This window comes from Micromonospora sp. IBSANI012 (assembly GCF_052814045.1).
This window is the reverse complement of sequence record NZ_CP199933.1, coordinates 5,027,963-5,054,293: the sequence shown is the minus strand read 5'-3', so window position 1 is coordinate 5,054,293 and position 26,331 is coordinate 5,027,963. Positions and strand designations below refer to the sequence as shown.

Annotated in this window: 26 protein-coding genes; 15 read left to right on the top strand and 11 right to left on the bottom strand. The window is 74.5% G+C overall.

Features of this window, described 5'->3' with window-relative positions:
• The first annotated feature begins 319 nt into the window (after window positions 1-319).
• A complete protein-coding gene (locus tag ACTWM8_RS23295) occupies window positions 320-589 on the top strand; it encodes a hypothetical protein (protein ID WP_446210892.1) in 270 nt (89 codons plus the stop codon).
• The gene (locus ACTWM8_RS23290; protein WP_446210891.1) at window positions 589-1,626 is read left to right on the top strand and encodes a hypothetical protein; all 1,038 of its coding nucleotides are present in this window, start codon (window positions 589-591) and stop codon (window positions 1,624-1,626) included. The genes ACTWM8_RS23295 and ACTWM8_RS23290 overlap by 1 nt, the downstream gene beginning before the upstream one ends.
• Window positions 1,627-1,802: 176 nt before the next feature.
• On the opposite strand, the gene ACTWM8_RS23285 is transcribed toward ACTWM8_RS23290, so the two are convergent.
• The gene (locus ACTWM8_RS23285) at window positions 1,803-2,381 is read right to left on the bottom strand and encodes a TetR/AcrR family transcriptional regulator (protein ID WP_446210890.1); all 579 of its coding nucleotides are present in this window, start codon (window positions 2,379-2,381) and stop codon (window positions 1,803-1,805) included.
• 71 nt (window positions 2,382-2,452) lie between these two features.
• Between ACTWM8_RS23285 and ACTWM8_RS23280 the strand changes: the two genes are divergently transcribed.
• Entirely contained in the window at window positions 2,453-3,667 is a 1,215-nt protein-coding gene (locus ACTWM8_RS23280; RefSeq protein ID WP_446210889.1) for an FAD-dependent monooxygenase, read from the top strand.
• Window positions 3,668-3,684: 17 nt separating this feature from the next.
• Here ACTWM8_RS23280 and ACTWM8_RS23275 read toward each other — a convergent pair whose 3' ends face one another.
• Window positions 3,685-4,227: an SRPBCC family protein gene (locus ACTWM8_RS23275; RefSeq protein ID WP_446210888.1), complete on the bottom strand. Its 543-nt coding sequence runs from the start codon at window positions 4,225-4,227 to the stop codon at window positions 3,685-3,687.
• Window positions 4,228-4,229: 2 nt separating this feature from the next.
• Window positions 4,230-4,535 carry an ArsR/SmtB family transcription factor gene (locus ACTWM8_RS23270; protein ID WP_446210887.1) on the bottom strand — a complete coding sequence of 102 codons (306 nt, stop codon included), beginning with the start codon at window positions 4,533-4,535 and terminating at the stop codon, window positions 4,230-4,232.
• 96 nt (window positions 4,536-4,631) lie between these two features.
• On the opposite strand from ACTWM8_RS23270, the gene ACTWM8_RS23265 reads away from it, so the two are divergent.
• Entirely contained in the window at window positions 4,632-5,561 is a 930-nt protein-coding gene (locus ACTWM8_RS23265) for an LLM class F420-dependent oxidoreductase (protein WP_446210886.1), read from the top strand.
• Between the two features lie 12 nt (window positions 5,562-5,573).
• Here ACTWM8_RS23265 and ACTWM8_RS23260 read toward each other — a convergent pair whose 3' ends face one another.
• Window positions 5,574-5,972, bottom strand: a complete 399-nt coding sequence (locus tag ACTWM8_RS23260) for a hypothetical protein (RefSeq protein WP_446210885.1) — start codon at window positions 5,970-5,972, stop codon at window positions 5,574-5,576.
• Between the two features lie 79 nt (window positions 5,973-6,051).
• Between ACTWM8_RS23260 and ACTWM8_RS23255 the strand changes: the two genes are divergently transcribed.
• From ACTWM8_RS23255 to ACTWM8_RS23245, 3 genes are all read left to right on the top strand, one after another.
• A complete protein-coding gene (locus ACTWM8_RS23255) occupies window positions 6,052-6,798 on the top strand; it encodes a hypothetical protein (protein ID WP_446210884.1) in 747 nt (248 codons plus the stop codon).
• Window positions 6,795-8,039 (top strand): FAD-binding protein, encoded by a 1,245-nt coding sequence (locus tag ACTWM8_RS23250; RefSeq protein WP_446210883.1) that lies wholly within the window; start codon window positions 6,795-6,797, stop codon window positions 8,037-8,039. Before ACTWM8_RS23255 ends, ACTWM8_RS23250 begins: the two co-directional genes overlap by 4 nt.
• A gap of 122 nt (window positions 8,040-8,161) precedes the next feature.
• Entirely contained in the window at window positions 8,162-9,028 is an 867-nt protein-coding gene (locus tag ACTWM8_RS23245; RefSeq protein ID WP_446210882.1) for an AraC family transcriptional regulator, read from the top strand.
• Here ACTWM8_RS23245 and ACTWM8_RS23240 read toward each other — a convergent pair.
• Window positions 9,025-10,167 (bottom strand): site-2 protease family protein, encoded by a 1,143-nt coding sequence (locus ACTWM8_RS23240; RefSeq protein ID WP_446210881.1) that lies wholly within the window; start codon window positions 10,165-10,167, stop codon window positions 9,025-9,027. The two genes, ACTWM8_RS23245 and ACTWM8_RS23240, sit on opposite strands and share 4 nt — an antisense overlap.
• A gap of 46 nt (window positions 10,168-10,213) precedes the next feature.
• Complete coding sequence (locus ACTWM8_RS23235) at window positions 10,214-11,008, bottom strand: alpha/beta hydrolase (RefSeq protein WP_446210880.1); 795 nt, start codon at window positions 11,006-11,008, stop codon at window positions 10,214-10,216.
• A 198-nt stretch (window positions 11,009-11,206) separates the two neighbouring features.
• Here ACTWM8_RS23235 and ACTWM8_RS23230 point away from each other — a divergent pair, with 198 nt between their 5' ends.
• From ACTWM8_RS23230 to ACTWM8_RS23215, 4 genes are read left to right on the top strand one after another with little or no spacing between them, the layout of a single operon-like run.
• Window positions 11,207-12,109 carry an ABC transporter ATP-binding protein gene (locus ACTWM8_RS23230; RefSeq protein ID WP_446210879.1) on the top strand — a complete coding sequence of 301 codons (903 nt, stop codon included), beginning with the start codon at window positions 11,207-11,209 and terminating at the stop codon, window positions 12,107-12,109.
• Window position 12,110: 1 nt separating this feature from the next.
• The gene (locus tag ACTWM8_RS23225; protein WP_446210878.1) at window positions 12,111-12,911 is read left to right on the top strand and encodes an ABC transporter permease; all 801 of its coding nucleotides are present in this window, start codon (window positions 12,111-12,113) and stop codon (window positions 12,909-12,911) included.
• Window positions 12,912-12,941: 30 nt separating this feature from the next.
• On the top strand, window positions 12,942-14,057 hold the full coding sequence (locus ACTWM8_RS23220; protein ID WP_446210877.1) for a sensor histidine kinase: 1,116 nt from the start codon (window positions 12,942-12,944) through the stop codon (window positions 14,055-14,057).
• Entirely contained in the window at window positions 14,054-14,677 is a 624-nt protein-coding gene (locus ACTWM8_RS23215) for a response regulator transcription factor (protein WP_346538870.1), read from the top strand. The genes ACTWM8_RS23220 and ACTWM8_RS23215 overlap by 4 nt, the downstream gene beginning before the upstream one ends.
• A 22-nt stretch (window positions 14,678-14,699) precedes the next feature.
• Here ACTWM8_RS23215 and ACTWM8_RS23210 read toward each other — a convergent pair whose 3' ends face one another.
• The gene (locus tag ACTWM8_RS23210; protein ID WP_446210876.1) at window positions 14,700-15,623 is read right to left on the bottom strand and encodes a L,D-transpeptidase family protein; all 924 of its coding nucleotides are present in this window, start codon (window positions 15,621-15,623) and stop codon (window positions 14,700-14,702) included.
• An 82-nt stretch (window positions 15,624-15,705) separates the two neighbouring features.
• Window positions 15,706-17,151, bottom strand: coding sequence for an alpha-amylase (locus ACTWM8_RS23205; protein ID WP_446210875.1), 1,446 nt, complete (start codon window positions 17,149-17,151; stop codon window positions 15,706-15,708).
• Window positions 17,152-17,471: 320 nt separating this feature from the next.
• Here ACTWM8_RS23205 and ACTWM8_RS23200 point away from each other — a divergent pair, with 320 nt between their 5' ends.
• The 4 genes from ACTWM8_RS23200 to ACTWM8_RS23185 are packed head-to-tail and all read left to right on the top strand — an operon-like array spanning window position 17,472 to window position 22,180.
• The gene (locus ACTWM8_RS23200; RefSeq protein ID WP_446210874.1) at window positions 17,472-19,127 is read left to right on the top strand and encodes a hypothetical protein; all 1,656 of its coding nucleotides are present in this window, start codon (window positions 17,472-17,474) and stop codon (window positions 19,125-19,127) included.
• Entirely contained in the window at window positions 19,124-20,590 is a 1,467-nt protein-coding gene (locus ACTWM8_RS23195) for an NADH-ubiquinone oxidoreductase-F iron-sulfur binding region domain-containing protein (RefSeq protein WP_446210873.1), read from the top strand. Before ACTWM8_RS23200 ends, ACTWM8_RS23195 begins: the two co-directional genes overlap by 4 nt.
• Before the next feature lie 25 nt (window positions 20,591-20,615).
• The gene (locus ACTWM8_RS23190) at window positions 20,616-21,239 is read left to right on the top strand and encodes a redoxin domain-containing protein (protein WP_446210872.1); all 624 of its coding nucleotides are present in this window, start codon (window positions 20,616-20,618) and stop codon (window positions 21,237-21,239) included.
• Window positions 21,239-22,180 (top strand): cytochrome c biogenesis CcdA family protein, encoded by a 942-nt coding sequence (locus tag ACTWM8_RS23185; RefSeq protein ID WP_446210871.1) that lies wholly within the window; start codon window positions 21,239-21,241, stop codon window positions 22,178-22,180. Before ACTWM8_RS23190 ends, ACTWM8_RS23185 begins: the two co-directional genes overlap by 1 nt.
• On the opposite strand, the gene serS is transcribed toward ACTWM8_RS23185, so the two are convergent.
• The 3 genes from serS to ACTWM8_RS23170 all read right to left on the bottom strand — a co-directional run bounded on the left by serS (window position 22,164) and on the right by ACTWM8_RS23170 (window position 26,311).
• Window positions 22,164-23,450, bottom strand: a complete 1,287-nt coding sequence (serS, locus tag ACTWM8_RS23180; protein ID WP_446210870.1) for a serine--tRNA ligase — start codon at window positions 23,448-23,450, stop codon at window positions 22,164-22,166. The two genes, ACTWM8_RS23185 and serS, sit on opposite strands and share 17 nt — an antisense overlap.
• 527 nt (window positions 23,451-23,977) lie before the next feature.
• On the bottom strand, window positions 23,978-25,060 hold the full coding sequence (locus ACTWM8_RS23175; protein WP_446214639.1) for a DNA polymerase III subunit beta family protein: 1,083 nt from the start codon (window positions 25,058-25,060) through the stop codon (window positions 23,978-23,980).
• A gap of 69 nt (window positions 25,061-25,129) precedes the next feature.
• Window positions 25,130-26,311: a saccharopine dehydrogenase family protein gene (locus tag ACTWM8_RS23170; protein WP_446210869.1), complete on the bottom strand. Its 1,182-nt coding sequence runs from the start codon at window positions 26,309-26,311 to the stop codon at window positions 25,130-25,132.
• Window positions 26,312-26,331 lie beyond the last annotated feature (20 nt).

The following is a 26,331-nucleotide window of genomic DNA, read 5'->3' as shown; positions in this document are numbered from 1 at the left end:
GCGGATGGCGGGCCACATCCCATCCCTCACCCCGACGGCGACAGCACGGTCGCCGTCGGACGCCGCCATCGCCGGGCCCGGCCCGGCCGTCGCGGCGGACACGGCCGCGCCGGTCCGACCGCGCCCACGGCCACGTCGCGTCCCGGTGGACCCCGTCCCGGACGCCAGGGCCGGGGTCAGCTTCCACCAGGACAAGGACGTCATCACCTCCGGTCGACGCCGTCGCGCGTCCGCTCCGCCCTGACCGGCGGCAGTCCCGCGCCTCGACCGGGCGCACCGGCGAGAGCCGGGCGCACGAGCCAGGAAGGAGGGGGCGGACATGGCCGCTCCCACCGTCACCGCGAGCCTGAACGCCGCGACCTATTCCCCCGGCGACCAGATGACCCTCACGGTCACCTACGGCGACCCGGACAGCAGGCCCCTCACCGTCACCGTCGTGGTGACCGACGCGCAGGGCAACAGCAGCGCCCCGGTCAAGGTCACCGCCGTGATCGACCCGCTCACCCTCACCGTCACCGACGACTCCGGACGTACCTGGACCCGGGCGTCGGACAACGGGTCGGTGGCCGTCTACCGGGCGGTGGCGTGATGCCCCGGGTCACCGTGACCGTCCGCGACAACGGTGGGCGCACCGCCACCGCGACCGCCGACTACGCCCTCGCCCCACCGGTCCTCGGCGGCTACTACCTGGCGGGCAACGCCGACCCGACGGCCGACATGGCCGGCGGCAACTTCCGCTCGTTGACCCAGTACCGCAGCTTCGCCGACGGCTACACGTTCCCCGGCTACAACAAGCCCTGGCTGCTCAGCCTGGGCCGCAGCGGGTTCGCGATCAACATGGTGCTGGAGCTGAAGCACTACGGCGCGGCCACCACGGCGGCGCAGACCTTCGCCGTGGACGGCGTCAGCTACACCGTCCCGGCGCCGGCGATGACCATCCAGCAGCGTCCCGGGACGACCTGGCCGAAGGCGTACGGGTACGGCCAGGTGCTCGCCGGGCTCTGCGACGGCCTCTTCGCCCGGGCGCTGTCGCAGTACCGGACGATGGGTTTCGGGGTGAACATCCAGCTCGCCTCCGAGCTGGACACCGACCACGAGTTCGGCACCACCGAGTCCGGGGTGTCGTACGGCTGGGCGGAGTCGGACGCCCGCGCGGTGCAGGCGATGACCTACATCGTGAACTGGTTCCGGGCCCGCGCGCTGCCGGCCGACACCACTTTCTCCGTCGGGTCGGGCGGCTTCGACCGGGCCTGCTTCCAGCGCACCCACCCGGAGTCGCTGATGGCCACGCTGGACTTCCTCCAGTGGAACGCCTACGCCACCGACCCGAGCCACACCCCACTCGCCCGGTTCCGCCGCGCGAAGGACTGGGCGGTCGCCGACCTCGGGCCGGTGGCGCTCTCCCGTCCCGTGATCATCGCCGAGTGGGGGGTACGGGCCGCCGAGATCCCCGACCAGGCGGCCTGGATCGCCACCGTGCCGGCGGCCGTCGCCCGGCTCAACAGCGAGCGCGGCCCGCGCATCGTCCGGACCAACTACTTCAACTCGAGCTGGGGCACCCTGGCGCCCCGCACCGACGGGCTCGCGGCGCTGCGGGCGGCGTACGGGACCAGGCCATACGTCTGAGGGGAGCCGGCGGCGTCGGCACCCGGCGCCGCCGGCGTGACCCCGCTCGCCCGGCGGGCGCACGTGGCACGGCCCTGCCGGGCGGGCTCTTCGCCCGCGAGGTGATGCCGACCGCAGCCAGGCCATCGTCCGGGCCCGGGAGGCGGGACTGGGGCAGCCCTGAGCCGGGCGCCGGCTCAGCTGCCGAACTCTGCCGTGACGGTGCGCAGCGCGCGGGTCAGGTCGGCGGCGGAGGGGGCGCGGTCGGGGTCGACCAGCCACTGCGCCGCCAGCCCGCCGAGCAGCGCCTGGTAGAAGGCGCCGAGAGCGAGGGCCTGCGACTCGTCGGCGACGGGGTCGAGGCGGTGGAAGACCTCGGCCAGCCCGAGCCGGGCCTGGTGGTTGGCGGTGGCGAACGCCTCCCGCAGCTCCGGCGACCGGTCCATCTGGCCGATCAGCTCGAACTGGACGGCCCACAGCGGCCGGAGCCGGGCGAAGGACTCGATGATCCGGGTCCAGGCGGCCTCGAACCGCTCCTCGGGGCCGGCGTCCGGCGCGACCTCCACCGCGAGGGTGCGTTGCAGCTCCTCGCCCCACTCCGCCATCGCCTCGAACAGGGCCTGGTCGAGCAGCGCCCGGGTAGTCCGGAAGTGGTATCCGATGGCGGCGAGGCTGGTGCCGGCGGCGGCGGCGACGTCGCGGGCGGTGGTGGCGGCGTACCCCTTCTCGATCAGGCAGCGCTTGGCGCCGGCGAGGAGGTCTTCCCGGTTTCCCATGGCGCCACCCTAGCGGATCTGTAGAACAAACGTCTTGCACAACTGTCTAAAACGTTTGTACAGTCGCCGCCATGACCGACGTACTCATCTCCGGCGCCGGCGTCGCCGGCCCCGCACTGGCCTGGTGGCTACGCCACTACGGCTTCCGTCCGACCGTGGTCGAGCGCGCTCCCGCGCCACGCGACGGCGGCTACAAGGTGGACATCCGGGGCGCGGCGTTGGCGGTGATCGACCGGATGGGGCTGTGCGAGCAGGTCCGGCGGCACGACACCGGCATGCGACTGGCCCACTTCGTCGACGCCGACGGCAACCGGCTCGCCACCATGGACGCCCAGCTCTTCGGCGGTCGCGTGGGCGACGACGTCGAGATCATGCGCGGCGACCTGGCCCGCGTCCTCGCCGCGGCCACCGCCGACGACGTCGAGTACGTCTTCGACGACTCCGTCACGGGGCTGACCCCCACCGACAGCGGGGTGGAGGTCGACTTCGCGCGCTCCGCGCGCCGGAGGTTCGACCTGGTGATCGGCGCCGACGGGCTGCACTCGACGGTCCGCCGGCTGGCCTTCGGGCCGGAGGAGTCCCCGCTGCGTTCGCTCGGGCACCACATCGCGATCTTTTCGGTGCCGGGACGGTTCGGCCTCGACCGCACCGAGCTGATGCACGTCACCCCGGGGCGCAGCGTCGGCGTCTACCGCACGGCCGGCGCACCCGACGCTCGGGCGCTGTTCCTGTTCCGGTCCCCGACCGGCGGCGACGGGGACCGCGACGTCGCCGCTCAGCAGGCGCTGCTCGCCGAGGCGTTCGCGGGTCAGGGCTGGCAGGTGCCCCGGCTGCTGGAGGCGATGCGCGACGCGCCGGACTTCTACCTCGACTCGATCAGCCAGGTACGGATGCGGCGCTGGTCCGCCGGGCGGGTCGCACTGGTCGGCGATGCGGCGTACGCGCCGTCGCCCGCTTCCGGGCAGGGCACCAGCCTCGGCCTGGTCGGGGCGTACGTGCTGGCCACCGCCCTGGCCGAGGCGGGCGGCGATCCGGCCGTCGGGTTCGCCGACTACGAGCGGCGGATGCGTCCCTTCGTCGAGGCGAACCAGCGTCTCGCCGACCGCAACCTCCGGGGGATGGTGCTCGGCTCGACGGCGCAGATCCGGTTCCAGTTCCTGATGCTCCGGCTGATGCCGCACCTGCCCGGCCGGGACCGCATGATCGGGCGGGTCGCCGGGCCGATCCGCCGGGCCGCGAACGCGATCGCCCTGCCCGATCCCGCCCCGGCGCAGCGTGGCGCCTGAGGCAGGCGGACGGCGGATCAGGGGCGAGGCGGTTGCCCGCCGAGCCGGTCGGCGTACGTGTCGCGCAGCTCCGCCCAGCCGAAGTTCTTCGCCTCCGCGCCCCGGATCGGGCCCACCGGGTCGCCGGCCAGCAGGTGGTCGGCGACGTCGAGGCAGAGGTGCCAGCCGGCCGCCATCATCGGCAGCATCCCCCGCTCGGCGAGGGTGTGTCGCAGCAGCAACCGGGTGCCGGTGCCGGACGGGGTCAGCTCCCAGCGGAGCAGGTCGTCACCCCAGGTGTATTCGAGCAGGTGGGGTGGCTCGGCCCGGCGTACCGTCGCGGGTTGCGGCACGGCCGTGTCGCCGTCGACCAGGGTGAGCGTCGCGGCGCCCGGGGCGCCGAGGTCGCGGTCGGCCAGGAACGGCGCCCACTCGCGCAGTCGGGCCGGGTCGGTCAGCGCCGCCCACACCTTCTCCGGCGCGTGTCGTAGCTCGCGGACGAAGAGCAGCGTCCACCGGTCGCCGGCGGGCTCGGCGTCGATCTCGGCCGGCGGGCCGGGGCGGAACGAGTCGCGGTCCATGGTCACTCCTTGTCGAGGTGGCGCTCCAGGGCGTCCAGGTGCGCGGTCCACATTTCGCGGTACGGCGCGAGCCAGCCGTCCACGGCGCGGAACGGGCGTACGTCGATGCGGTAGATGCGGTGCTGGGCGGCGGTGCGGCAGGAGACGAAGCCGGCCTCGCGCAGCACCTTGAGGTGCTTGGAGACGGCCGGCTGGCTCATGCCCAGCACGTCGACCAGCTCGCCGACGCTGTGCTCCGAGCGGCGCAGCGCGTCGAGGATCCGGCGTCGGGTGGGCTCGGCCAGCACGGCGAAGGCGTCGACGGACACCACCACAATATGCCGCATCGTTCATATGCCTGTCAAGGAATGAAGGCTTGTCCGGGAACGGAGGCGACGGCGCCGCCGCCTCCATATGCTCGGAACATGGAACTGCGGATCTTCACCGAGCCCCAGCAGGGCGCCAGCTACGACCAGCTGCTCGCCGTGGCCCGCGCCGTCGAGGACGCCGGGTACGGCGCCTTCTTCCGCTCCGACCACTACCTGAAGATGGGCTCGGTGAGCGGGGAGCCCGGGCCGACCGACGCCTGGACCACCTTGGCCGGCCTGGCCCGCGACACCTCCCGCATCCGGCTCGGCACGCTGATGACCGCGGCCACCTTCCGGCTGCCCGGCCCGCTCGCCATCACGGTGGCGCAGGTCGACCAGATGAGCGGCGGCCGGGTCGAGCTGGGCATCGGCACCGGCTGGTACGCCGAGGAGCACACCGCGTACGGCATCCCGTTCCCGACGCTCGGGGAGCGGTTCGCGCGGCTGGAGGAGCAGCTGGCGGTCATCACCGGGCTCTGGGAGACCCCGGTCGGCAAGACCTTCGACCACCTCGGGACGTACTACCCGGTCACCGACTCGCCGGCGCTGCCCAAGCCGGTGCAGCAGCCGCGCCCGCCGATCCTGCTCGGCGGGATGGGCCCGAAGCGCACCCCGCGCCTGGCCGCCCGCTACGCCGACGAGTTCAACCTGCCCTTCGCCTCGATCGAGGACACCGTCGCGCAGATCGGCCGGGTGCGCGAGGCGTGCGCGGAGATCGGCCGCGACTCGGCCACCATGCGCTGGTCCAACGCCCTGGTGCTCTGCTGCGGGCGCGACGAGGCCGAGGTCGCCCGCCGGGCCGAGGCGATCGGCCGCGAGCCCGCCGAGCTGCGCGAGAACGGCCTCGCCGGCACCCCGGCCGAACTGGTCGACAAGATCGGCCGGTACGCCGAGGCCGGCAGCGAGCGGATCTATCTCCAGCTGTTGGACCTCACCGACCTGGACCAGCTGGAGCTGGTCGCCGCCGAGGTGATGCCGCAGCTCTGAGCGCCCGGCCGGTCAGCGCGCCCGCAGGCCGCCCGGCTCGCGCAGCACGGTGTCCAGCCGGCCGTCCCGGTCGCTGTCCAGATAGGTGATGTCCGGGACGCCGTCACCGTCCAGGTCGAACTGCACCACGTCGGCGATCCCGTCGCCGTCCAGGTCGGTGACCACCTGGGTCGACCCGTCCACGTGGTGGGTGACGATCGAGACCGAACCCGGCCCGGCCGCGCGCGGCGGCGGACCGGGGGTCGGCGGGGTGGGCTCCGGCTCGGGCGTCGGCGGCGGCACCGGCTCGGTCCGATCCGGATACGCCGCCGGCGGTGTGCTCGTCGGCTCCAGGCCCACGCCGGTCGGGTCCATCTCCTCCTCGGACGGGTAGACGTCGCCGTGCAGAGTGGGGTCGCGGTAGCTGCTCATCCACCCATTCTTCCCATGGACGCCGTCGCCAAGCGTGCCGGATGATGCACTCCGACACGATCGCGGACGGGGGTACGACGTGGAACTGCACCGCAGGCCGGGCCGGCTGCTGCTACCGGCGATCTGCATCCTGGCCGGGATCGTCCTGCTGACGCTCGGTGACGGCGGGCGGTTGCTGCGGACCCTGGTGGCCCTCGGCGGGATCGCGCTCGGCGGGGTGGTGCTCGTCGGCGCGCTGCGGCCGTTCCGGTTCGTCGTCGACGCCGACGGCCTGACCGTCCGCCGGCCGGGCCTGCGCCGGACGATCCGCTGGCCGGAGTTGGCCGCGGTGGTGCTCGACCAGCCGGCGCCCCGCTCCGGCGTACCGGCCGCGCCGCGCCTGCTCGCCGTGCCGGCCACCGGCGCCGGAATCGGCCCGCTGGACGCCCGGCACCCGCTCGACGAGCGTCCGGCGGTCGTGCTGCTCGACCTCGCCGGGATCCGGGAGTCGCCGGGGGAGATCGCGGCGACGCTCGCCCGGTACGCCGGCGAGCGCTTCCTCGACGCCCGCGCGCTGCGCCGGGCCGCCTTCGCCGACCCCGACTTCGCCGTCGGCCTGCGTGGCTACCGGGTCGACGTGGTGGACGCGCTGATCCGGGGCGGGCAGGAGGCGCTTGCCTCGGGCGACCCGACCCGGCGCCGCACGGCCTGGGCCGAGATCGACCAGGCCCGGCGGGCCGGTCTGCCGGTCGACCTGCGCGGCTACAGCACCCTGCAGGTGGACGAGGCGCTGGACGCCCTCGGCGCGGCGCTGGCCGACGAGCCCGCCGAACGGGAGCCCTCGTGACCGACGTCGCGCGCCGCAACTGGGCCGGCAACGTCGCGTACGCCGCCCGCCGCTTCCACCGGCCGTCCACCCTGGACGAGCTGCGTCGGCTGGTGGCCGGCAGCGACCGGATCCGGGCGGTCGGCACCGGGCACTCCTTCAACCGGCTCGGTGACACCACCGGCGACCTGGTCACCCTCGCCGGGCTGCCACCCACCGTCGAAGTGGACCGGGAACGCGGCACGGTCACCGTCGCCGCCGCCCTGCGGTACGGGGACCTGGCGACCCGGCTGCACGCCGAGGGGCTGGCCGTGGCCAACCTCGCCTCCCTGCCGCACATCTCGGTGGCCGGATCGGTGGCGACCGGCACCCACGGCTCCGGCGACGGCAACCGCAACCTGGCCGCCGCCGTCGCCGGGCTGGAACTGGTCACTGCCGACGGTGACCTGCTCACCGTGAGCCGGGCCGACGGCGACCGGTTCGCCGGCATGGTGGTGTCGCTCGGCGCGCTCGGCGTCGTCACCCGGGTCACCCTGGACGTGGTGCCGACCTTCGCGATCCGCCAGTACGTCCGCCGCGACCTGCCCGCCGACCGGCTCGACGCGGCGTTCGCCTCGGCGTACAGCGTCAGCGGGTTCACCACCTGGCGGTCGTCGGCGATCGACCAGGTCTGGCGCAAGCAGCTCGCCGACCAGCCGCCGCCCCCGGCGGACTGGCTCGGCACCACCGCCGCCGAGGCCCCGCTGCACCCGGTGCCCGGCCTGGACCCGGTGCACTGCACCGCCCAACTGGGCGAGCCCGGCCCGTGCCACGAGCGGCTGCCGCACTTCCGGCTCGGCTTCACCCCGAGCAGCGGCGACGAACTCCAGTCCGAGTACCACCTGCCCCGCGCGGCGGCGGCCGGCGCGCTGGCCGCGCTGGACGGGATGCGGGACCGGATCGCCGCCGTGCTCCAGATCTCCGAACTGCGCACGATCGCCGCCGACGACCTCTGGCTCAGCCCGAACCAGGGGCGCGACAGCCTGGCGATCCACTTCACCTGGGTCGACGACCCGGCGGCGGTGCTGCCGGTGCTGGCCGAGGTGGAACAGCGGCTGGCCCCCTTCGCGCCCCGCCCGCACTGGGGCAAGGTCTTCACGCTGGACCGATCCTCGGTGGCCGCCGCCTTCGGCCGGTACGCCGACTTCGCCGCCCTGCTTTCCGAGCTGGACCCGACCGGAAAGTTCCGCACCGACCTGCTCGACCACTACTTCCCACGCTGACCGGCCGTCGGGGCGACCGGTCAGCGCGCCGACCGGCGCGGACCCGACCGGAGCGGGCACCGGATGTCGGGTCCCGCCGTCCGCCGGCCGCCTAGCGTCGAGGCACACGGGAAGGAGACCAGGTGCTGGAGCGGCTGAACGAGGCCATGGCCCACATCGAGCGGCACCTCGACCAGCGGATCGAGGTCGCCGAGCTGGCGCGGATCGCCCTCACGTCGGAGTACCACTTCCGGCGGATGTTCTCCGCGCTGGCCGGCATGCCGCTGTCCGAGTACGTCCGCCGCCGCCGGCTCACGGTGGCCGCGGCCGAGGTGACGGCCGGCGAGCGGACGCTGCTCGACATCGCGGTCCGGCACGGGTACGGCTCGACCGAGGCGTTCACCCGGGCGTTCCGCGCGCTGCACGGGGTCGGGCCCGGCGAGGCCCGGCGGACCGGCGCGGCGCTCCGCTCCCAGCAGCGGTTGTCCTTCCGCCTCGTCGTCGAAGGGAGTGGCAGCATGCGTTACCGCGTGGTGGAGAAGCCGGAGTTCCGGCTGGTGGGCCGGCGGGCCCGGGTGCCCCTGGTGCACCAGGGGATGAACCCGGCGATCGTGGAGTTCATCCGGGGCATCCCGAAGGAGACCGTCGCCCGGATCGCGGCCCTGTCGGACCAGGAGCCGGCCGGGATCGTCAACGTCAGCGACAAGGTGGCCGACGACCGGGCCGAGGGCAGCGAGCTGGACTACTGGCACGGGGTGGTCACCGGCGCGGATGCCCCGGCCGACCTGGACTCGACGACCGTCCCGGCGGGGACGTGGGCGGTCTTCGAGACCGCCGGCGAGTTCCCGGCCGCCGTGCAGGAGCTGTGGCGGGACGTGTTCACCCAGTGGTTCCCGTCGAACGCCTACCGCAGCCGGCCCGGGCCGGAGATCTCCCGGAACCGGATCTCGGCGGACGGCACGCGGGTGGACGCCGAGCTGTGGATCCCGGTGGAGCGGGCCGGGGCCTAGTGCCGGCTACCGGCCAACTGGTCGCGCATGCTGCCGCGCTGCACCGCGCGGCTGATGTCGCTGGGCGAGACGATGCCGACCAGCCGCTGGTCGGTGACCACCAGCGCGCGGCCGTCGGCGCACTCGCTGAGCCGGGGGAGCAGGTCGTTGAGCTGCTCCTCCGGCCGGGCGAGCACCAGGTCCTCGGCCCGGCAGGAGACCTCGGCCAGGGTGGTGCTGCCCCGGCGGTCGGCCGGGATGCCGCGTACCCGGTCGAGGGTGACCAGGCCGACCGGCCGGCCCTCCTCGGTCAGCGGCAGCGCCGAGTGCCGGTACGCGAACAGGTAGTGGTCGACGAAGTCGGCCACTGTCATCTCCGCCGACGCGGTCTGCGGCTGCGGGGTCATCACGTCGCCGACCCGTACCCCGTGCAGCGCGCTGCCCATCCGGGCCTGGCGTTCCTCCACGCCGGCCGCGCCGATCAGGAACCAGCCGATCAGCGCCAGCCAGAGCCCGCCCACGCCGAAGCCGGTCAGGAACTGCACCAGCCCCAGACCGATCAGCAGCGCGCCGAGGACCCAGCCGGCCCGGGCGGCCACCACGGAGGCCTTCGTCCGGTCGCCGGTGGCCTTCCACACCGCGGCGCGCAGCAGCCGGCCACCGTCCAGCGGCGCGGCCGGCAGCACGTTGAAGATCGCCAGCAGGACGTTGATGCCGGCCAGCCAGGACAGCGCACCGAGCAGCAGACCGTGCACGCCGGCGAGGGCGAGCGCCACCGCGATCCCGCCGAAGAAGACCCCGAGGAGCAGGCTCACCAGCGGCCCGACCCCGGCGATGCGCAGCTCCGCGCCCGGGTCGCGCGCCTCGCCGCGCAGCTCCGCGACGCCGCCGAAGAGCCACAGCGTGATCCCCTCGACGTGCAGGCCGTTGCGCTTGGCGACGACCGCGTGGGAGACCTCGTGGGCGAGCAGGCCGAAGAAGAAGACCACCGCCGCGGCCAGCCCCGCGAAGATGTACGCCAAGGTGGAATGGCCGGGGTAGGAGCGGGGGAACAGGTTGGCCGCCAGCCCCCAGGCGATCAGCAGGAAGATGACCAGGACGCTCCAGTTGACCCCGACGGGTACCCCCGCGATCCGGCCAAGCCGGAAGCTCGCCCTCATGCCCGGGTCTTACCCGGCCGACGCCGTCCCATGCCAGGGCCGGGCGTCACCACCGGGGCGCCTCGCCGACGATCGCCGGCGAACGGGTGGTGGCCATCTCCACCGCCCAGTCCAGCGCGCGGTCGGCCACCTGCTCCCAGCCCCGCTCGCCCACGGTGAAGTGCGACCGCCCCGGGAACTCCTGGTAGTCGGTGACCGCCCGGGACTTGCGGTACAGGTTGGCGTTCGACTTGACCAGGGCCGGCGGCGACACGTGATCTTCGCCGCCCGCGATCAGGAGCAGCGGCGCCCGGTCGTCGCGCCCGTTGTCCACCGTCGCCGCCGAGCGGGCGTCGAGGTTGGCGAACGCCCCCTCGAAGAGCACGTGCCCGGCCGCCGGCACGGCGTACCGCTGCCAGGCCCGGTCGGACTCCTCGCGGGTGAGGGTGTTGCCGAAGGCGTACCGGAACTCGTCGTGCGTGATCGGCACGGCCCGGTGCCGGTTGCCAGGGCTGCGCAGCACCGGGTACGCCGACCGCAGGGTGCTCACCGGCAGCCGGACCACACCCCTGGGCGGCGCCGGGGCGATGGCCACCGTGGCCGCGCCGAGCCCCCGGTCGAGCAGCACCTGGGCGACCAGCCCGCCGAAGGAGTGCCCCATGATCAGCGGCGGGTTCGGCAGCTCCCGGACGACCGCCGCGTAATGGTCGACGATCTGCCCCAGGGTCAGCCCGGCGATCGGGGCGGGATCGTCGCGCAGCGCTTGGACCTCCGCCTCCATCCCCGGCCAGGCGGGGGTGTGCACCTGGAAGCCGAAGGCCCGGTAGCGCCGCGCCCAGTGCTCCCAACTGCGTGGTGTCATCCACAGACCGTGAATCAGCACGATCGTGTCGACCCGTCCGGTCGGCGCGGTGCCCATTGGCGTACCTCCCCGGTGTGCGCGGACCCGGCGGCATACCCACCGGACGGCATCGGAACCGGCGGGGGCTGACATTTGTCATGCCCGGGTCGTGACGCCGGGGCCGGGGACGCGGCCCCGGTGCGGCCCAGGATCGATGTCATGACCAGTACGCATCCGGCCGTCGAGCTGGCCGGCCTCCGCAAGAGCTTCGGACCGGTGACCGCCGTCGACTCACTCGACCTGCGCATCGCCCCCGGCGAGGTGGTCGCCTTCCTCGGTCCCAACGGCGCCGGCAAGACCACCACGATCGACATGCTGCTCGGCCTGGCTCGCCCGGACGCCGGCACCGTCCGGATCTTCGGCGGCGACCCGGGCGACGCCGTCCGGCACGGCCGGGTCACCGCCGTCATGCAGACCGGCGGCCTGCTCAAGGACCTCACCGTCGCCGAGATGGTACGGATGACCGCGCACTTTCACGGCCGTACCCGCCCGGTGGCCGAGGTGCTGGCGCGGGCCGGGCTCACCGAGGCGGCGGACCGCCCGGTCGGCAAGTGCTCGGGCGGTCAGCAGCAGCGGCTGCGCTTCGCCCTGGCGCTGCTGCCCGACCCGGACCTGATGATCCTCGACGAGCCGACCACCGGGATGGACGTCGAGGGGCGGCGGGACTTCTGGCAGGCCATCCGGGCCGACGCCCGCGCCGGCCGAACCGTCGTCTTCGCCACCCACTACCTGGACGAGGCCGACGCGTACGCGGACCGGATCGTGCTGGTCCGGCAGGGGCGGGTGGTCGCCGACGGCACCACCGCCGAGATCAAGAACCTGGCCGCCGGGCGGCTGGTCCGGGCCACCCTGCCCAACGCCGACCAGGCCGCCCTTGCCGCCCTGCCCGGGGTCGTGGCGGTCGAGGTACGCGGCGACGGCGTGGTGGTGCGCTGCGACGACTCGGACGCGGTCGCCCGGCACCTGTTGACCCGCACCGCCGCCCGGGACGTCGAGATCACCTCGCGCAACCTGGAAGACGCCTTCCTCGCCCTGACCGCCGCCGAGAACCCCGGAGCCTGAGATGACGCTGACCTCGCCCGCCCCCGTCGCCGCCGCCCGCCCGGATCGCCGCCCGCCGGCGCTCGGCGGCTTCTCCCCGGCGGTGCTCGCCATCGAGCTGCGCCGGCTGCTGCGCAACCGCCGCACGCTGGGCTTCACCCTGGTCATGCCGGCGGTCTTCTTCCTCCTGTTCGGCCTGCCGCAGCGCGGGCAGGAGCTGCCCAACGGCCGACCGGTCACCGCCTGGATCATGATCAGCCTCGCCGTGTACGCCGCGATGGTCGCCACCACCAGCGCCGGCGCCGCGGTCGCCACCGAACGGGCGCTCGGCTGGACCCGGCAGCTACGGCTCACCCCGCTGCGGCCGGCCGCGTACGTGGCGACCAAGGTGGTCACCGCGATGGTGCTCGGCCTCGCCGCGGTCGTCGTCGAGTTCGGCGTCGGCGCGGCCGCCGGGGTACGCCTGCCGGTGCCCGTCTGGCTGCTCGCCGGCCTGGCCGCCTGGCTCGGCTCGCTGGTCTTCGCCGCGCTCGGGCTCTTCGTCGGCTACCTCGCCCCGGCCGAGAACGTCATGCAGTACCTGGGCCCGGTGCTGGCGGTGCTGGCCATGCTCGGCGGCCTGTTCGTCCCGCTCGACGTGCTGCCGCACGCGCTCCAGGAGATCGCCCGCTGGACCCCGGTCTACGGGGTCGGCCAGTTGGCCCGCGCCCCGCTGACCGACACCGGGGTGGGGCCGGCGGAGCTGGCCAACGTGGTCGGCTGGACGGCGCTGTTCGGCTACGCCGCGTCCCGGCTGTTCCGCCGGGACACCGCCCGGGTCTGAGGTGCGACGGCGGTGGATAGCGTGTACCCGATGGAGCGTGCACCGGGCCGGCCCGCGCCGGTGAGTCGCCACTGGCGGTTCACCGGCTGGCTGCTCGCCGCGGTCTGGCTCTTCTTCCTCAACATCCCGCTGGCCACCGCCCTGCACCAGGCGCAGCTGTGGCGGCGGGCGGTGGGCGTGACCACACTGGTCGCCTTCGGCCTGGTCTACGTGGTGGTGTTCCAGTGGGCGCGGGGCCGCCGGCAGGAGCACCGGCCGGTGCCGGTCGGTCGGGCCCGGGCCCTCGTCGCGCTGCTGCTGGGGCTCGGGCTGGCCGGCATCCCCGGCACCGGCGGGGACTGGCTGGCCACCCTGGTCTTCGTCGCCGCGGCGGCGGTGTTCCTGCTGCCCGGCGTCGAGGCGCTGGTGGTGGTGGCGCTCGCCGCGCTCACCCCGCCGGTGGTCGCCCGGCTGGTGCCCGGCTGGGAGGCGGAGAGCACCGTGGTCTTCGCGGTGCTGCTCGCCTCCTTCGCCATGTTCGGGGTGAGCCGGCTGGCCCAGCGCAACGCCGAACTCCAGGCGGCCCAGGCCGAGATCCGCCGGCTCGCGGTCGCCGAGGAGCGGGCCCGCACCGCCCGGGACCTGCACGACATCCTCGGCCACTCGCTGACGGTGGTGGCGGTCAAGGCGGAACTGGCCGGTCGGCTGCTGGAGCTGGACACGGCCCGGGCGGCCACCGAGATCGCCGACGTCGAGCGGCTGGCCCGGCAGGCGCTCGCCGACGTGCGGCGCACCGTCGGGGCGTACCGGGAGATCAGCCTGGCCGGCGAACTGGCCGGCGCCCGGACGGCGCTGGCCGCCGCGGGCATCGTCGCGGAGCTGCCGGACGACGTGCCGGAGCTGTCGGCGGAGCGGGACGAGCTGTTCGGGTGGGCGGTGCGGGAGGGAGTGACCAACGTGGTGCGGCACAGCGGGGCGCGGCGGTGCGTCATCCAGGTCCGGCCGGACCGGGTGGAGATCGCCGACGACGGGCGCGGGCCGGCCGACCCGGACGGCGCGGGGCACGGCCTGACCGGCCTGCGGGAGCGGGCGCGCCGGCTGGACGCCACCGTCACCGTCGGTCGGCGGGCCGACGGCCCCGGCTTCCTGTTGCGGGTCGGCGCGTGAGCGCGCCGATCCGGCTGCTGCTCGCCGACGACCAGGCGCTGGTCCGGGGTGCGCTGGCCGCGCTGCTCTCGCTGGAGCCGGACCTGACCGTGGTGGCCGAGGTGGGCCGGGGCGACGAGGTGGTCGACGAGGCCCGCCGCACCGGCCCGGACGTGGCCCTGCTGGACGTGGAGATGCCCGGGCTGGACGGCATCTCCGCCACCGCCGCGCTGCGGGCGGCGGTGCCCGGCTGCCGGGTGCTGGTGGTGACCACCTTCGGCCGTCCCGGCTACCTGCGCCGCGCGATGGAGGCCGGGGCGAACGGCTTCGTGGTCAAGGACACCCCGGCCCGGCAGCTCGCCGACGCCGTCCGGCGGGTGCACGCCGGCCTGCGGGTGGTCGACCCCACCCTGGCGGCGGAGACCCTGGCCACCGGCGCCAGCCCGCTGACCGGACGGGAGACCGAGGTGCTGCGCGCGGCCCGGGACGGCGGCACGGTCGCCGAGCTGGCGGCGGCGCTGCACCTGTCGGAGGGGACGGTGCGCAACCACCTCTCGGCGGCGATCGGCAAGACCGGCGCCCGCAACCGGGCCGACGCGGTGCGCATCGCCGAGCAGAACGGCTGGCTGCTCGGCGGATGACCTGGGCCTGTTTCGGAGGGCCTCAAGCGGTGGGCGGTGGGGTGGACAGTCGCTCGACCACCACCAGCGGTGCGCCGGGGGGCACCTCGGCGAGCAGTTGCCGCTGGGCGCTGCGGGTCAGCCGGATGCAGCCGTTGGTGACGTTCTTGCCGAGCGTGTCGTCGTTGTACCAGCTGTGCAGGCCGATGTGCGCGCCCCGCAGGCCCGTCGGCACCGCCTCCGGGTCGTCGGGTATCGCGCCGAGGGCGAAGACGTCGACGCCGCCGTAGACCTCCTGGGGCGGTGGGGTACGGCCGAGGACGAAGGTCCGACCGAGCGGGGTGGACTGGCCCGGCATCCCGAGGCTGACCGGCCAGGAGTGGGTGGCCCGGCCGTCCCGGTACCAGGTCAGCCGGTGCGAGCGGCGCTCCACCACGAGCTGGTGGCGCAGCGCGACGGTGCTCCAGCCGCCCGCCGGCAGCCAGGCGATCCGCCGGTTCGCCGACGGCAGCAGCACCGCCGTCCAGCCCGTACGGTGCTCCACCACCGGCATCGTCACCTCCACGCCGCTGATGGTCGGGGCGAGCAGGGCCAGCGGGCGCCCGCCCGGGGCGTCGTACGCGGCGATCCGCCGGGTCGGCGTCAGCCCCTCGGTCAGCGGGGTGGTGTCCTGCGGGCGCGGGTCGGCGGGGAAGCCGGCGGGTGCCGGGTCGTAGTCGACCACCGGCAGGCCGTCCGGGGCGGGCGCCGCGGCCGGCACCGACTCCTCGGGGGTCGGCTCGACCGTCGGCTCGGCGGTCGGCTCGGCGGTCGGGGTGGCCGGTGCGACCCGGGCCGGCGGCGGGGACGTCTGGTCGTGGCGCAGCGCCGAGTTGACCAGCAGCGCGAGTGCCAGCACCGCCGGTACGCCGAACGCGGCGGCCAGCCAGGCGATGCCGAAGCGGGACGTCAATCGGTCAAAGAACACCAAACTACTCTAAAGGACAGAAAACGCGAGGGGCTCCCGCCCCGGCGGAACTGCGCCGGACGGGAGCCCTGCCGGGGACGGGTCAGGACAGCTTGGCGCCGACGTGGATGGCGACCGCGTCGTGGGCCGGGATGTTCGCCGCGAACCAGCCGTTGGCGTCCACCGTGATCACCGGCCCGGAGCAGGAGCCGTTGGCGTAGTCGCCGTGGATCACGTCGCAGTACCGGCCGGCGGGCAGCCCGGCGTAGTAGGACCGGCCGGTGATCGCCGAGCCCTCGTCGTTGATGGTCAGGTAGCCCTTGCCGGCACGGCTGAAGGCGATGTGCTGGTAGCCGTTGTCGTACCAGTTGGCGACCGCGGCGCCCTGGGTGGCGTTGTGGAAGCCGACCATGTTGGCGACGACCCGCCAGCGGTGCTCGCACTCCCAGCCGGAGTAGCAGGTGGTGTTCAAGGTCTTGTTGTTGGCGTCCGACGGTGGGCCCTGGTCGCGGGAGCTGAAGGTGTAGCTGGACATCACGGTCGGCGCCCCGTACGGCCAGGCCAGCATGAACGCGTTGGCCAGGGCGTAGGCGGCCCCGTTGCGGTAGGTCAGCACGTTGCCGTCGCGCTGGGTGTCGTGGTTGTCGACGAACACCTCGGCCGAGCCGCTGGGCAGGTAACCCCACGCCTCGCCGAAGTTGCGCAGGTACGCCAGCCGCTCGTTGTTGAACATCCGGGCCAGGTCCTTGCCGTACCGGAACTCGTGCACGTCGCCGTTGCCGGTGTACTCACCCGGGCCGATCGGCTCGCCGGCGCCGTAGATGACCTCCTGCACGACGTACGCCGAGCGGGACAGCTTGCCCTTGATGGCGGCGATGTCGGCGGCCGGCATGTGCTTGCTGGCGTCCAGCCGGAAGCCGTCCACCCCGAGGGCGAGCAGGTCGTTGAGGTACGCCGCGATCTTCGATCGGACGTAGTCGGACTCGGTCTTCAGATCGGAGAGGTTGACCAGCTCGCAGTTCTGCACCTCGTACCGGTCGTTGTAGTTGGCGATGTCGTCGCCGCCGTTGCGGCCGCAGTGGTGGAAGTCCTGCGTCTGGTAGATGCCCGGGTAGTCGTAGTGGCTGTACGACGAGCCGGCCCAGCCGGTGCCGGGGGTGTCCTGGCCGGACATGTGGTTGATCACCGCGTCGACGATGACCTTCACGCCGGCGGCGTGGCAGGTGTTCACCATCGACTGGAACTGTGCCCGGGTGCCCTTGCGCGACTCGATCCGGTAGCTGACCGGCTGGTACGCCAGCCACCACTGGTTGCCGCGGACGTGTTCCTGGGGCGGTGAGACCTGGACGTAGCCGTAGCCCTTGGGGCCCAGCACGTTCGTGCACTCGCTGGCCACCGACGGCCAGTTCCACTCGAAGAGCTGGACGATGACGTTCCTGGCGCCGGCGGGCGCCGCAGCGGCCGGGGGAGCCGCCACGGTGGTCGGGACGAGCAGGCTGGCGAGCACGGCGAGGGCGAGGATCGCCGAGCGGCATCGGCGTCGATGCATCGGAACTCCCTGGGGGTCGGGGGTGGTGGCGACGCGGGGGAGGGGTTCGCCTGATGGCTTCTTGCAGCCAGGCTGAAAATTTTCGGAAAGGTTACAAGCGTGTTGCAACAGCTGTCAATGGATGGACATGCGTCGTTGCGCTGGGCGCTACACGCGCCCCGGGCCGGGACGGTTCGACGGATCGCCCGAGAAATTCGCCACCGGCACTGATCCGTACGGGCCGGACGTCCGTACTGGATGACGGAGCAGGTCGGCCGGTGGTGGTGCCGCCGTGAGTCGCGATCGAGGAGCAGATGGGCCGGGCAAAGCAGAACCAGAAGGTGACGACCGTCCGGACCAGCACCAGCAGCCGTGGTGTCCGGACCACGTCGAAACCCGCGATGGCACTGCTGATCGGATCCGCGCTCGCCCTGATGTGGGCTGGTGTGGAGCTCAGCGGCGCCGGCGGGTCGATGTACTCGTACGGCTTCTTCTTCACCGAGTTCTTCGCCGGGGTGGTCGCCCTGGTCGCGCTGAGCCTCACCGTGATGATGGGGCTGCTCGCCACGGACCGGCTGGTGCTGAAGATTCCGCACCGGGTGCTGCTGCAGTCCGCGCACCGGGCCACCGGCGTGCTCGGCGTGGCCGGGCTGGTCTTCCACGTCATCACCAAGGTCGCCATCGGCCGGGCCGGGCCGACCGACGCCGTGGTGCCGTTCGTGGGCGGGCGGGGCCTCTACGTCGGGCTCGGCACGGTCGCCGCGTTCCTGATGGTGAGCGTGCTCTGGACCGGCATCATCCGGGTCCGCTTCGCCGGCGTCGGTCCGAAGTGGTTCTGGCGCGCGCTGCACTCCATGGCGTACGTCGCCTGGCCGTTCGCGCTGCTGCACGGCCTCAACGCCGGCCGGGCGGCGAAGTCCTGGGTGACGCTGAGCTACCTCGCCTGCGTGCTGCTGGTGGTGGTGGCGCTGCTGGTGCGGGTCTCCGTCCACCTCGGCAAGCGCAGCCGGGAGCAGCACCAGGCCGCCGCGATCAACAAGGCGATGGCCGGCCGGGCGACCGACGAGGGCACGGGCCGGACGCTGCTCGCCGGGCTCGGCCGCCGCAAGGCCGGAGCCGGGGAGAAGGACGTCCGGGGCGGCTGGGCCGAGACCACCGTCGCCGCGTCGTGGACCGCGCCCACCGGCACCGCCCGGCGCCGCGACCCCGACCGGTTCACCGTGCCGGTGGTGCCCGAGCCCGGCACGCTGCGCGAGCCCGTCCGGGGCGGCCGGTCCCGCCGCGACGTCGAGGACGTGCCGACCCCGCGCCGGGAGCGTGACCTGGAGCCGGCCGCCCGCCGCCGGGACGCCGAGCCCGTCGAGCGCCGCCGGGACGCCGACCGCCCGCGCCGCCGCGACGAGGACGTCGCCCCGGTCTCCGGGGGCCGCCGCGCCCGGTACGACGAGGAGACCGCCCCGGTCTCGGACGGTCGCCGCGCCCGCTCCGACGAGGACGTCGCGCCGGTCTCCGGCGGCCGGCGGGCCCGGCGGGACGAGGACGTCGCCCCGGTCTCGGCCGGCCGGCGGGCCCGCCTCGACGCCGAGGACGTCGCGCCGGTCTCCAGCGGCCGGCGGGCCCGCCGCGACGACGAGGACGTGGCGGCGAGCTACTCCGCCCCGCCCCGGCGCCGCGAGGAGCCTGAGGAGCCGTGGGACAGCCCGCGCCGCTGGGAGAACTCGCTGCCGGTGTCGGCCGAGCCCATCTCCGCCATGCCGCGCAGCGGCGCCGGCCGGCACAGCGTCGACGACGAGGTGCCGGAGGAGCCGGACTACTGGCGGCCGCCGGCCCGGTACGTCCCGGACGAGGTGCCCGTCGACGACACCCCCACCCTTGTCGACCTGGCCTCCCGTCGTGCCCTGAAGGCCACCGGCGAGAGCCGCCGGCGCCGCCGGCGGGCCGAAGCGGACGCGGTGGACGGGGCGTACTGGGCCGGGCTGCGGGGTGAGGCGAAGTGATGCGGACCAAGGTGCCGCCGGTGGCGTGCGTCGGCGAGCCCCGGCTCACCGCCGGGTTCGCCGAGTTCGGCCGGCTCGACCTGGTCGCGCACGAGGAGGTGCACGGCCCGATCGGCCCGATGGAGCCGGCGAACCTGCTCCGGCTGGCCGAGAGCATGCAGCTCAAGGGCAAGGGTGGCGCCGGCTTCCCGTTCGCCCGCAAGCTCACGGCGGTGCTGGAGTCCTGCGAGCGGCAGGACCTGCCCGCCGTGGTGGTGGTCAACGCCACCGAGGGCGAGCCGGCGAGCTGGAAGGACAAGGTCCTGCTCACCCGGGCGCCGCACCTGATCCTCGACGGGGCCGCGCTGGCCGCGTACGCGCTGGACGCCGAGGAGATCGTGATCGGGGTGGCCGACGACGGGGTGGGTCGGGACTCGATCACCCAGGCCCTCCAGGAGCGCCGGATGCCGGTGCCGACCAGCATCGTCACCGTGCCGCACCGGTTCATCTCCGGCGAGGGCGGCGCGCTGGTCAACGGGATCAACGGGCTGCCGCACATCCCGCCCGGCACCAAGAAGCGCTCCAGCGACTCCGGGGTGAACAACCTGCCCACCCTGCTCTCCAACGCCGAGACGTATGCGCAGCTCGCGGTCGCCGCCCGGCTCGGCCCGTACGAGTACGCGGCGCTCGGCACCGACGACGAGCCGGGCACGGTGCTGCTCACCGTGACCGGCGCGGCGAAGCGCCCGGCCGTCGTGGAGTGCGCCGCCGGCACCCCGCTGCGGGAGATCCTCGACCTGTGCGAGGTGCCGGACTCACCGGGCATCCTGATGGGCGGCTTCCACGGCAAGTGGATCACCCAGGAGGCCGCGGACCGGGCGGAGGTGTCCCGCAAGGGGCTCACCAAGGTCGGCGGCACCCTCGGCGCCGGCATCATCCTGCCGCTGGGCACCGACACCTGCCCGCTCGGCGAGGCCGCGCAGGTGGTCCGCTACCTCGCCGGCGAGTCCGCCGGCCAGTGCGGACCGTGCAAGATGGGGCTGCCCGACCTGGCCCGCGCCGTCGACCTGGCGGTCTCCGGCAGCGCGCCGGTGGAGGTCGTCCGGGCCGCCGCCGGCGACGTCAAGGGCCGCGGCGCGTGCAGCCACCCCGACGGTACGGCCCGGTTCGCGCTCTCGGCGATGGAGGTCTTCGCCGAGGACCTGCGCCTGCACACCACCGGGGACGGCTGCGGCCGGCGGGTCAAGGGTGTGATGGGGCTGCCCGGCGCGCCCGACGCCAACCCGCAGAAGCTCACCCTCGACTGGTCCCGCTGCGACGGGCACGGGCTCTGCGCGCACGTCGTGCCCGACTTCATCCGGCTGGACGCCAACGGATACCCCGCCTTCCCGTCCACCCCCGTGCCGACCTGGCTCCGGGAGGGCGCGCTGAAGGCGGTCAAGGTCTGCCCTGAGCTCGCGCTGCGCCTGGCCAGGGCCGAATAGCAGCACCACCGAGAGGAGACGCGCCATGCGGTCGTACCCCAGGAGCGGGCCGGGTGGACGACCGCCCGGCGCGGGCCGGCTCGCCGCTGTCGGCGTCGTACTGGTCGGCGCGCTGCTCGCCGCCGGCGGCTGCGCGGTCGGCCCGGACCCGGCCGGACCGCCCGCCGAGGTCGCCGTGCCGGCGGCCACCGCGTCGCCGCTGCCCGCCGGCCCCGGCCCGGCGAGCCCGTCGGCCCCGGCCCGGGTGCCGGACACGCTGCGCTTCACCGCCAAGACCCTCGACGGTACGGCGTTCTCGGCGGCCGAGCTGGCCGGCCGGCCGGTGGTGCTCTGGTTCTGGGCGCCGTGGTGCGCCACCTGCGCCAGCCAGGCGTGGACCGTCGCCGAGATCGCCCCGAAGTACCGGGACACCGTGCCGATCGTCGGGGTGGCCGGCCTGGGCGAGCAGCGGGCCATGAAGGACTTCGTCACCGAGTTCGACCTCGCCGGCACGCCCCAGCTCGACGACCGGGCCGGGGCGCTGTGGCGCCGCTTCGAGGTGGTCGAGCAGAGCACCTTCCTGGTGATCGACCGGGACGGGAAGGTCCTGCACCAGGGCTTCCTGGACGGTGCGGACCTGACCCGCCGGGTCGCCGCGCTGGCCGGCTGATGGAGACCCCGCTACTGCTCGCGCTGACCGCCGGCATGCTCGGGGCGGTCAACCCGTGCGGCTTCGCGATGCTGCCGGCGTACCTGTCGCTGCTGGTCGCCGGCGCGGGCGACGGGCGCGGCCCGGTCCGCCGCGCTCTCACCGCCGCCACCGGCCTGACCTGCGGGTACGTCGTGGTGTTCGGCGCCTTCGGGCTGGCCGTGGCGCCGCTGGCCGGCTGGCTGCGCCCCCGGCTGCCCTGGCTCACCGTGACCCTCGGGCTGGGCCTGCTGGCCCTCGGCTGCTGGCTGCTCGCCGGCCGCCGGCTGCCCGCCCCGGGCGCGGGCCTCGGCCGGGCGCCCCGACTCACCCGCTCCTGGGCGTCCATGGCGCTGTTCGGGATGGCGTACGCGCTGGCCTCGCTGACCTGCACCATCGCCCCGTTCCTGGCGATCGTGGTGACCAGCCTCCAGGCCGGCTCCACGCTGCACGGGCTGGCGCTCTTCGTCGCGTACGCGGTCGGGATGGGGCTGGTGGCGACGGTGGCCGCGCTCGGCGTGGCGCTGCTGCGCGGCGCGGTGGTGGCCCGGCTGCGCGCCGCCGGCGCCTGGGTGCCCCGGCTCAGCGGGCTGGTGCTGCTCCTCGCCGGGAGTTACGTCGCCTGGTACGGCTGGTACGAGGTCCGGCTGGCGCAGGGCCGGCGCGACGCGTTCGGCGATCCGGTGGTGGTGGGCGCGGCCCGGGTCCAGCGGACACTGGTCACCGCGCTGGACGCGGTCGGCCCGGCGGTGCTCGCGGCGCTGCTGGTGGGCCTGCTGGCGGCGGCGATGCTGTCCCGCCGCCGCGCCCGCCCCGGGGTGGCGTCGTCGGTGCCCGCCGCCTCGCCGGTCGCGGAAGACGGACGGCGGGGACCGGGAGACCCGATCCCCGCCGACGCTCAGGCGGTCAGCGGACCGGCGTGAGCCGGTCGGTGCCGAGCCGGTCGCGGAGCACCTCGGGCAGCAGCACCGAGCCGTCGGGCTGCTGGAACTGCTCCAGGATGGCCGGGAAGAGCCGGCTGGTGGCCAGCGCCGACCCGTTGAGGGTGTGCACGAAGCGGGTCTGCTTGCCGCCCGGCTCGCGGTAGCGGATGGCCGCCCGGCGGGCCTGGTAGTCGCCGGCCCAGGAGACCGACGACACCTCCTTGTACTTGCCGGTGCTCGGCATCCAGACCTCGATGTCGAGGGTCTTCTTCATCGCCGCGCTCGCGTCGCCGGCGGAGAGCAGGCTGCGCTGGTAGTGCAGGCCCAGCTTCTCGACCAGGCTCTCGGCGTGGGTGAGCATTTCCTCCAGCGCCGTGTCGGCCTGCTCCGGCAGGCAGAACTGGAAGATCTCCACCTTGTTGAACTGGTGGCCCCGCACGGTGCCGCGCTCGTCGGAGTGCGAGCCGGCGGCCTCGCGCCGGTAGCACGGGGTGTAGGCGAACGCCTTCAACGGCAGCTTCCCGGTGTCCAGGATCTCGTCCTGGTACGCCCCGAGGATCGCCGTCTCCGAGGTGGGCAGCAGGAACTGCCCACGCGGGGCCGACTCGCGGTCCAGGTGGTAGACGTCGTCGTAGAACTTGGGGAACTGGCCGGCGGCGAAGCCGGCGGTGTCCAGCAGCAGGTGCGGCGGGAGCAGGAACTCGTAGCCGGCCTTGACGTGCTCGTCGATGAACCAGCTGATCAGCGCCCACTCCAGCCGGGCGCCGATGCCGGTGTACATCCAGAAACCGGAACCGCCGAGCTTGACCCCGCGCTCGTGGTCGACCAGGCCCAGCATCCGGCTCAGCTCGATGTGGTCGCGGACCTTCTCGATGGCCGGCGGCGCGCCGAAGGTCTTCACCACCCGGTTGGCTTCCTTGCCGCCGGGCAGCACGTCGTCGGCGGGCAGGTTGGGCAGCTCGCTCATCGTGCCGCGCAGCCGGGCCTGCACCTCGTCCAGCTCGGACTCCAGCTCCGCGAGCTGCTTCCGGCCGGACTCCGGCGCGGAGACCTCCGGCTCGGCGCCGGCACGCTTCGCCGCCGCGTACGCCCGCGCCTCCGCCTTGCGGCGCTGCCGCTCGGCGTCGATCTCGCTGATCAGCGCGCGACGTTCCTGGTCGAGCCGCTGGATCTCGTCCAGGACCCGGTTGACCTCGGCGGGATCCAGTCGCTTCGCCAGCGCGGTCGCCACCGCCTCGCGATCCTTCCGGATCAACTCCATGTCGAGCATGCTGCTCCGTACGCCTCCGTCCGGGATGTCAGGTGAGACCCCCAGATGCTACCGTCGCGCCTTCCCGCCCCCGGTCCGGCCCGACGAGCCGCCGCTGCCGGTCCGGTCCGGCGTCGCTCTTTTCGGCGCGGTCTCCACCGCGCCCGGTCTCGCCTCGCACGGTGGCCGGGCGCCCCTCACCCACCGTCACGGCGACCCGCCGAGGGCACTGGCGTCACTGTGGGTGATGCCCGCCGAGCCGCTGCGCCCGCACCGCCGCCCCGGGATCCGTCCACACCTACCTGACCAGCGCCGACCCGCCACGCCGGTCGTCCGGCCGGGCACCCCCTTCCGACGCTTTGCTCTGCTGCCGCCGAGGCAACAGCAACGATGGGTGACTGTTGCCGTCGGGGCAGCAGAGCAAAGCGTGCGAGCAGGGTGGGTGGGGGTCGGGGAGGTGGCTACCGTGCGTGAGTGCCAGGTCGCCGCAGCGATCGCGGTGCCGGCGGGCGCTACCGCGCCGACGGGTGGTGCGCGCCGGAGTCCGGTCAGAGTCGGATCGGCATCAGGATCGAGAAGGCGTCCTCGTCGTCGAGGCGGCGGATGGCCAGCGGGGCGATCGGGCCGTCCAGCTCCAGCACCAGCTGCGGGCCGCCCGCGGCGTCCAGCGCGTCGAGCAGGTAGCCGCCGTTCACGCCGACCCGCAGCTCCCCGGAGTCCGCGGTGAGGTCGTCCGGGCCGAGCAGGCGCAGCCCGTCGGACTCGTCGAGGCCGAGCACGGTCACCGCCAGCGGCACGCCGTCATGGTCGCGGGTGACGGTGGGCGCGCCGCCGTCGCGCAGCGCCGCGCGCAGGGCGGGCCCGTCCACCGGGATCCGCCGGGCGGGGGCGGCGCCGGCCGCCCGGTGCAGCAGCCGGCGGTAGTCGGGGAAGTCGTACGGCAGGGCGGTCGCGGTGACCGCCCGACCCGCCACGGAGACCGTCACGTCGAGGCCGGCCAGGGTCAGCTGCGCCTCGGGGGTCACCCCGGCGCCGGTGTCCAGCAGGGCGCGGACCTCGTCCACCGCGTCGACCGGGAGCAGGGCGCGCACCGCGGGGCCGTCCACCCTTCCCGGGGTACGCGCCAGCGCCAGGCGGTGCCGGTCGGTCGCGACCAGCCGTACGCCGTCGGCCTCCACGTCGAGCAGCACGCCGGAGAGCACCGGCAGCTCCGGGTCGGCGCCGACGGCGAAGCGGACGGCGTCGACGGCGGCGGCCAGGTCGACGCGGGACAGCACGATACGGGTGGTCATCGGGGTCTCCTCGGGATCGAGCAGGACGCGGATCCGGGAGAGTTCCCTGCGGGCGTCGGCGAGGCCGTCCTCCAGCCGGCGCAGGTGCGCGTCGAGCAGCCGCCCGACCACCGCCGGCTCGGCCCGGTGGCGTAGCGCCTCGGCGATGCCCGCCAACGGCATGCCGACCCGGCGCAGGCCGGCGACCAGCCGGGCCGGGGCCACCTGCTCGTCGGTGTACCACCGGTAGCCGGTCACCGGGTCCACCCGCGCCGGGGCCAGCACCCCGCTGCGGTCGTAGAACCGCAGGGCGCTGACCGTCAGGCCGCTGGCCCGGGCCAGCTCGCCGATGCTGCGCAGCTCGCTCTCCACGACGGTGATCCTGTCGCCTCAACCAGGTCGAGGGTCAAGCGGCGGGGCGGCCGGCGCTCACCGCGGCGCGTCCAGCACCCGGAACGTGATGCCGGCCTTGACCAGCCGGTCCAGCAGCGCGTCGCCCATCGCGGTCACCGGGGTGACCTGCCCGGCGGTGGACGGCAGGTCGTCGCAGGCCAGGCAGAGCGCCGACTCGGCGAGCATCTTCGCCGTCTCGTTGTACCCGGGGTCGCCGCCGGAGACCTCGGTCAGCACCCGCCGGCCCCCGCCGGAGCCGAGGAAGCGCACCCGGAACCAGGACTTCGCCCGCTGCTCAGCGGTCGGCCCCTGCCCGGAGGCGAGCCGGCCGAGCAGCCAACGCCGGGTCGGCGGCAGCTTCACCAGGCCGATCAGGCCGGCGAACCCGACCCCACTGACCAGCACCGTGGGCAGTCGCTTCACCGCGGCGAAGTGCCGGTAACGGAAGTCCGGGCCGTACTCCGGGCGGGCCGCCGCGGACCGGCGGACCACCTGCGGGTCGATGGTGGGCAGCGGCACCGCCCACATGCCGATCTCCTTCGACCGGCCCACCCGGCCCGGCACCGCGTGGACCCGCCGACCCTCGGGCCGGGGCTCGACGGCCTTGCGCTCCTTCGCCGCCCGGCTCATCTCGCCGGTGCGGGAGAACGCGGTCAGCGCCGAGTGGTAGGTGCCGGCGGAGAACCGGCCGCCCGCCCGGACGAAGCCGTCCACCGTGATCGGCGCGTCCGACGGGAGCTGCTTCACGGTGTACCACGCGCCCAGGTCGTGCGGGATCGAGTCGAAGCCGCAGGCGTGCACCAGCCGCGCCCCGGTGCGCACCGCCTCGGCGTGGTGTCGCACGTACATCAGGTCGACGAACTCCGGCTCGCCGGTGATGTCCAGGTAGTCGGTGCCGGCGGCGGCGCAGGCGGCCACCAGCGGCTCCCCGTGGTGGATGTACGGGCCGACGGTGCTGGCCACCACCCGGGCGCTCTCGGCGACCGCCCGCAGCGAGGCGGCGTCGGTGACGTCGGCGGTGAGCAGCGGCAGCTCCGCCAGCGCCGCGTCGATGTCGGCCAGCCGGTCGCGGACCGCCGCCAGCTTGGCCGGGTTGCGGCCGGCGAGAGCCCAGCGCAGCCCGGCGGGGGCGTGCCGGGCCAGGTACTCGGCGGTCAGGCCACCGGTGAAGCCGGTCGCACCGAACAGGACGATGTCGTACGGGCGGTCGTCACGCATCCGCCGAGTCTGCCATCCGC